A 5,510-nucleotide genomic window follows, 5' to 3' on the forward strand; every position below is an offset into this window, starting at 1 on the left:
GGGCATTCGATTCCACGCGAGGCGGGCGGCTGCCCCCTCGCGCTCCCCCGCCCCGACACAGGCGGATTCTGTTCAACCGAGGTTTTTCGACAGTCTCATGGCCCGCCGGATTTCCGGCGGGCCACTCTTTATTCCTTGCCGTCCTTGCCGCTCCGCTCTTCTTCCGCAGCAGAGGGGAGGAGCTGGTATATTCTCTCCGGCACCGGCGGCTGGCCGCCCGCCGCCTGCCACCCCGCGGAAAAGGCCAGACGCACCATGGAAAACAGATAATTCTCCGCCTCGTCATACTCATGCCGGTCCAAAAACGCGGAAAATGCCGCTTCAAAGTCGTTTGTGTACATTATAATCACCTCACCACTATTTTACACGATTAAACAATATAATGCAAAGAAAAATCGTGAATCATAGTATTATCTCGTATAGAGGTGATATGGTGAAGCCTTTAAAGAAAAGTGTCAGCATTACACTGGATATGCCTATCTTAGAGCAGATTCAGGCCCTGGCGGAGCGGGAGGACCGCTCTCTGTCCAGCTATATCAACCTGGTGCTCAAGGCCCATCTGGAGGACCTGGAGAAGAAGAAACAGCCGTAATACAACGACAGGCCCGCACTGTAAGCAGTGCGGGCCTGTCTGTCGTTTCGGCGCTGGGCGGCGGACCCGCTCGGGCAGAGACCAAATAACAAAGCAGAGACTTGGTGTGGCATTGAGATCGCCAATGAATTGCAAAGACTTTCAAGTCTGGGCGGGTAACGCTGCTCGGGCAGAAGGGGAACGGTACGCAGGGCACCGAACCGGCAAGCAACTGCTTTCAAATACGGTGGCTACTTGAATTGCACCGCCGCCGGACGCGTCCCCGAAAGGGGTCCGGGGAAACGGGGGCGTTTGGCCCTAACAGGGCCCTTCCGCCCCTGTGTCCCCGGCGGCTTTTGGGTACTTTTCGCCGGAGAAAAGTACCCCGCCGGAGGCATCGTCGCCGCAAGCTACATATCATTCGCTTCGCCATAAATGGCAAAGCTCATTCATTCCGCTGCGGCTCCTCTCCCCACCGAACCCGCTTCGCTGGGCTTCGGCGGGGGCCCCATAAGAGATGCCTTTTTCTCCACAAAAAGCCCGTACAATGTGGAAAACCAGCCGGGAACAAATTGCTCCCGGCTGGCTTTGCTGTGTATGTCCGATTACTCCTCGTCCAGCTTGAGGACAGCCATAAACGCCTCTGTCGGAATCTGCACCGACCCCAAAGAGCGCATTTTTTTCTTGCCCTCTTTCTGCTTCTCCAGCAGCTTCTTTTTCCGGGTAATATCGCCGCCGTAGCACTTGGCCAGCACGTCCTTCCGCATGGCCTTGACGGTCTCCCGGGCAATGATTTTGCCGCCGATGGCCGCCTGGACGGGCACCTCAAAGAGCTGGCGGGGGATGTTCTCCTTCAGCTTCTCGCACAGGCGGCGGGCGCGGCCGTAGGCCTTGTCCTTGTGGGCGATGAAGCTGAGGGCGTCCACCTGGTCGCCGTTGACCAGCATGTCCACCTTCACCAGCTCGCTGGGCCGGTAGCCCTCCAGCTCGTAGTCCAGGGAGGCGTAGCCCTTGGTGCGGGCCTTCAGGGTGTCGAAGAAGTCGTAGATGATCTCGTTGATGGGCATGGCGTAGTGCATCTCCACCAGGTTGGTGTCCAGGTACTGCATATCCCGGAACTCGGCCCGCCGCTCCTGGCACATGGGCATGATGTTGCCCACATAGTCGGGCGGGGTGATGATGGACACCTTGGCGTAGGGCTCCCGAGCCTCGGTAATCTGGCCGGGGTCGGGGTAGTTGTGGGGGTTGTCCACCCGGAGGACCGTGCCGTCGGTGCGGGTGATCTCATAGATGACGCTGGGCAGGGTGGTGATGAGGTCCAGGTCGAACTCCCGCTCCAGCCGCTCCTGGATGATCTCCATGTGGAGCATGCCCAAAAAGCCGCACCGGAAGCCAAAGCCCAGGGCGGCGGAGGACTCGGGCTCAAAGGACAATGAGGCGTCGTTGAGCTGGAGCTTCTCCAGGGCGTCCCGCAGGTCGGGGTACTTGGAGCCGTCCTCGGTGTAGATGCCGCAGTAGACCATGGCCCGGGCGGGGCGGTAGCCGGGCAGAGCCTCGGCCGCCGGCCGGCCGGCCTCGGTGACGGTGTCGCCCACCTGGGTGTCCTTCACGTTCTTGATGGAGGCGGTGAAGTAGCCCACCTCGCCGGCGATGAGCTCCTGGCAGGGCTCCATGCCCAGGGGGAGCAGGTGGCCGCACTCCAGCACCTGATAGGACGCGCCGGAGGCCATCATCTTCACGTTCATGCCGGCCCTGATGGTGCCCTCCATGACGCGGAAATAGACGATAACCCCCCGGTAGGCGTCGTACTGGCTGTCAAAGATGAGGGCCTTCAGGGGCGCGGAGGGGTCCCCCTTGGGGGCGGGGACGTTCTTCACAATGTCCTCCAGCACCGCGTCGATGTTGACGCCCATCTTGGCGGAGATCTCGGGGGCGTCGGCGGCGGGGATGCCGATGATGTTCTCAATCTCCTCCTTGACCCGCTTTGGGTCGGCGGCGGGCAGGTCGATCTTGTTCACCACCGGGAGAATCTCCAGGTCGTGCTCCATGGCCAGGAAGGTGTTGGCCAGGGTCTGGGCCTCGATGCCCTGGGCCGCGTCCACGATGAGCACCGCGCCCTCGCAGGCCGCCAGGGAGCGGGAGACCTCGTAGTTGAAGTCCACGTGGCCCGGGGTGTCGATGAGGTTGAGCTCGTAGGTGTTGCCGTCCTGGGCGGCGTAGTTGAGCTTCACGGCCCGGGCCTTGATGGTGATGCCCCGCTCCCGCTCCAGGTCCATGTTGTCCAGCAGCTGGCTCTCCATGTCCCGCTCGGCCACGGCGTTGCACTTCTCAATCAGCCGGTCGGACAGCGTGGATTTGCCGTGGTCAATGTGTGCGATAATGGAAAAGTTACGGATTTTAGTCTGGTCGGTCATTTATCATACCTCCGGTAGGGAATAACCAAATCAAAGCCCAGCGAAGCGGGTTTGATTTGGAAAGGACGAGCAGCGGAGCGAGCGAGCTTCCCCCCTCAGGGGAAAGCGAGGGATACGGAGCTTGTGAGGACGCGGTCGGTCATTTATCATACCTCCGGTAGGGAATTGCCAAATCAAAGCCCCGTGGGCCGTTCTGGAGAAAAAGGGCCGCCCCTTACTTCTGGTGCTCGGCCCGCATGGCGCTCACCCGGCGGTTGATGCGCTCGCCGGTGTTGTGGATGATCTGGAGCAGGGACTGGTAGGGGCCGGGGTACTTCTTGGACAGGGCGTCGTGGTTCATGGGCGGGAAGGCGCCCTTCTCCTTGGCGTGGGCGGTCAGGGCCTCCACATAGTCGGCCTCGGCGCAGATCATGTCCGCGTCGGGGATGCCGGCGGCAAACAGGGTGGGGGAGACGGAGAAGAAGTCCTCGTTCTGGGTCACGTCGGCCCGGTAGAGGTGGCGGAAGAGCTTGTAGATGGCGGTGCCCAGGTAGTCGGAGGCCGCCCGGATGGCGTCCCGCTTGCCGGTCTTGCCCAGCAGGTCGAAGAGGACGCTGACCGAGTTGACCAGCAGCTTCTTGGACAGGGTGGCCATAATGCTCCCGTGGAGCACGTTGTCCTTTTCGGCGGAGTAGTCGTACAGCTCCTCGGCGCCGATGGTGGTGCCGTCCCTGGTGAGGGTCCGGCCCAGCAGGAAGTCGGCGGAGACGTTATAGTAATCGCAGGCCTTGATGACAAAGGCCAGGCCGGGCTCCCGGATGCCGTTTTCATAGTGGGAGAGCAGCGCCTGGGAGATGCCCAAATCCTTGGCCACCGCCCGCTGGGACGCGCCCTTCTCCTGCCGCAGCAGGGAGAGGGAACGGGAAAAATCGGAACTCATTCGTCGCACACACCTTTTTCATTTCCAGACGGATTCCCGTCTTGTTTCTATATGACAGCTAGTATAGTATACCCGCAGGAATACAAAAAGTAAAGTATAATTTTCCCCTTTTGTGGCTTTGACCATTGAGAACCGCCGCGGGGGTGGTGTATAATAAAAGAACATAAGGGAAGATCGCCCTATTTTACATGGAATACTGGAGGATGTATCATATGGAGATGTTCAACAAGCTCATTGAGACCCTGAAGGCCAACCCCAAGCGGATCGTCTTTACCGAGGGCACCGACGCCCGCATCCTGGAGGCCAGCGCCCGCCTGCTCACCGCCAGCTGGCTCAAGCCCGTGCTGGTGGGCAATGTGGAGGACGTGAAGAAGGCCGCCGCCGACCACGGCTTCAACATCGACGGCGCCGAGATCGTGGACCCCGAGACCTATGAGGGCATGGAGGCCATGGTGGAGAAGATGGTGGAACTGCGCAAGGGCAAGATGACCGCCGACGAGTGCCGCGCCGCCCTGAAGAAGGGCAACTACTTCGGCACCATGCTGGTGAAGATGGGCGTGGCCGACTGCCTGGACACCGTCCGTCCCGCCCTGCAGCTGATCAAGACCAAGCCGGGCAACAAGATCGTCTCCTCCTGCTTCATCCTGGTGCGGGAGAACTCCACCGGCGGCGCCGAGGCCCTGGCCATGGGCGACTGCGCCATCAACATCAAGCCCAGCGACGACGAGCTGGTGGAGATCGCCCTGGAGACCGCCAAGTGCGCCAAGATCTTCGGCATCGACCCCAAGGTGGCCTTCCTGAGCTACTCCACCAAGGGCTCCGGCAAGGGCGAGGACGTGGACAAGATACGCTCCGCCTGCGAGAAGGCCAAGGCCGCCGCCCCCGACCTGGCCATGGACGGCGAGATGCAGTTCGACGCCGCCGTGTCCCCCACCGTGGGCCAGCTGAAGTTCCCCGGCTCCAAGGTGGCCGGCTACGCCAACACCTTCATCTTCCCCGACATCAACGCCGGCAATATCGGCTACAAGATCGCTCAGCGCCTGGGCGGCTTTGACGCCTACGGCCCCATCCTCCTGGGCCTCAACGCCCCCATCAACGACCTCTCCCGGGGCTGCAACGCCGACGAGGTCTACTCCATGGCCATCATCACCGCCGCCCTCTCCTGAGTAGGGCAAATCCGGAGCACCTCTCTTGGGAGGTGCTCCTTTTTTATGGGCCATGGAGTAGACCTCGGCCCTGCCTGGCGGGGCTCAGCGCTTGCGCCGCCAAGGCCTTGCGCGGAGCGCAAGGCCTTGATGCCGGGGCAATTCACTTGCCCCGGCAGATGTTTGGGGTCCGGGGGTCCCCCCGGGCTCCGCCCGTGGGGCCTGCTCCATGGCCATCATCACCGCCGCCCTCTCCTGAGCGCGGGAAACGCACCGGAATCAAAATGCCGGGCCCTGTGAGGGGCCCGGCATTTCAGGCTGTCGAAAAAGTCCAAGGACTTTTTCGACAGCCTTCAAAAATACCGTTACTTTCGCGCCGCACAGCGGCGCAAAAGTCCTCGCTCCGCTCGCCGCAAGCCTTGCGCGGCAAGGCATTGCGGGGCATTCGATTCCACGCGAGG

5 protein-coding genes are annotated in these 5,510 nt (G+C 61.6%); 2 read left to right on the forward strand and 3 right to left on the reverse strand.

Features of this window, described 5'->3' with window-relative positions; all coding sequences use genetic code 11:
* Positions 1–128: 128 nt before the first annotated feature.
* A complete protein-coding gene (locus tag QZY67_RS11320) occupies positions 129–341 on the reverse strand; it encodes a hypothetical protein (protein WP_295370388.1) in 213 nt (70 codons plus the stop codon).
* A 131-nt stretch (positions 342–472) separates the two neighbouring features.
* Here QZY67_RS11320 and QZY67_RS11325 point away from each other — a divergent pair, with 131 nt between their 5' ends.
* Positions 473–592 (forward strand): toxin-antitoxin system protein, encoded by a 120-nt coding sequence (locus QZY67_RS11325; protein WP_366448971.1) that lies wholly within the window; start codon positions 473–475, stop codon positions 590–592.
* A 584-nt stretch (positions 593–1,176) separates the two neighbouring features.
* Here the strand turns inward: QZY67_RS11325 and lepA are convergent.
* Both lepA and QZY67_RS11335 read right to left on the reverse strand, forming a co-directional pair.
* A complete protein-coding gene (lepA, locus tag QZY67_RS11330; protein WP_295370390.1) occupies positions 1,177–2,985 on the reverse strand; it encodes a translation elongation factor 4 in 1,809 nt (602 codons plus the stop codon).
* 214 nt (positions 2,986–3,199) lie between these two features.
* Positions 3,200–3,904 carry a helix-turn-helix transcriptional regulator gene (locus tag QZY67_RS11335; RefSeq protein ID WP_295370392.1) on the reverse strand — a complete coding sequence of 235 codons (705 nt, stop codon included), beginning with the start codon at positions 3,902–3,904 and terminating at the stop codon, positions 3,200–3,202.
* 203 nt (positions 3,905–4,107) lie between these two features.
* On the opposite strand from QZY67_RS11335, the gene pta reads away from it, so the two are divergent.
* Positions 4,108–5,070, forward strand: coding sequence for a phosphate acetyltransferase (gene pta / locus QZY67_RS11340; protein ID WP_295370394.1), 963 nt, complete (start codon positions 4,108–4,110; stop codon positions 5,068–5,070).
* The last annotated feature ends 440 nt before the right edge of the window (positions 5,071–5,510 follow it).

Source organism: uncultured Pseudoflavonifractor sp. (assembly GCA_904419835.1).
Taxonomy (GTDB): Bacteria; Bacillota; Clostridia; order Oscillospirales; family Oscillospiraceae; genus Pseudoflavonifractor.

Coding starts and splice junctions, on each gene's coding strand:
- QZY67_RS11320 (WP_295370388.1), bottom strand. CDS start 341: ATGTACACAAACGACTTTGAAGCGGCATTTTCCGCGTTTTTGGACCGG.
- QZY67_RS11325 (WP_366448971.1), top strand. CDS start 473: ATGCCTATCTTAGAGCAGATTCAGGCCCTGGCGGAGCGGGAGGACCGC.
- lepA (WP_295370390.1), bottom strand. CDS start 2,985: ATGACCGACCAGACTAAAATCCGTAACTTTTCCATTATCGCACACATT.
- QZY67_RS11335 (WP_295370392.1), bottom strand. CDS start 3,904: ATGAGTTCCGATTTTTCCCGTTCCCTCTCCCTGCTGCGGCAGGAGAAG.
- pta (WP_295370394.1), top strand. CDS start 4,108: ATGTATCATATGGAGATGTTCAACAAGCTCATTGAGACCCTGAAGGCC.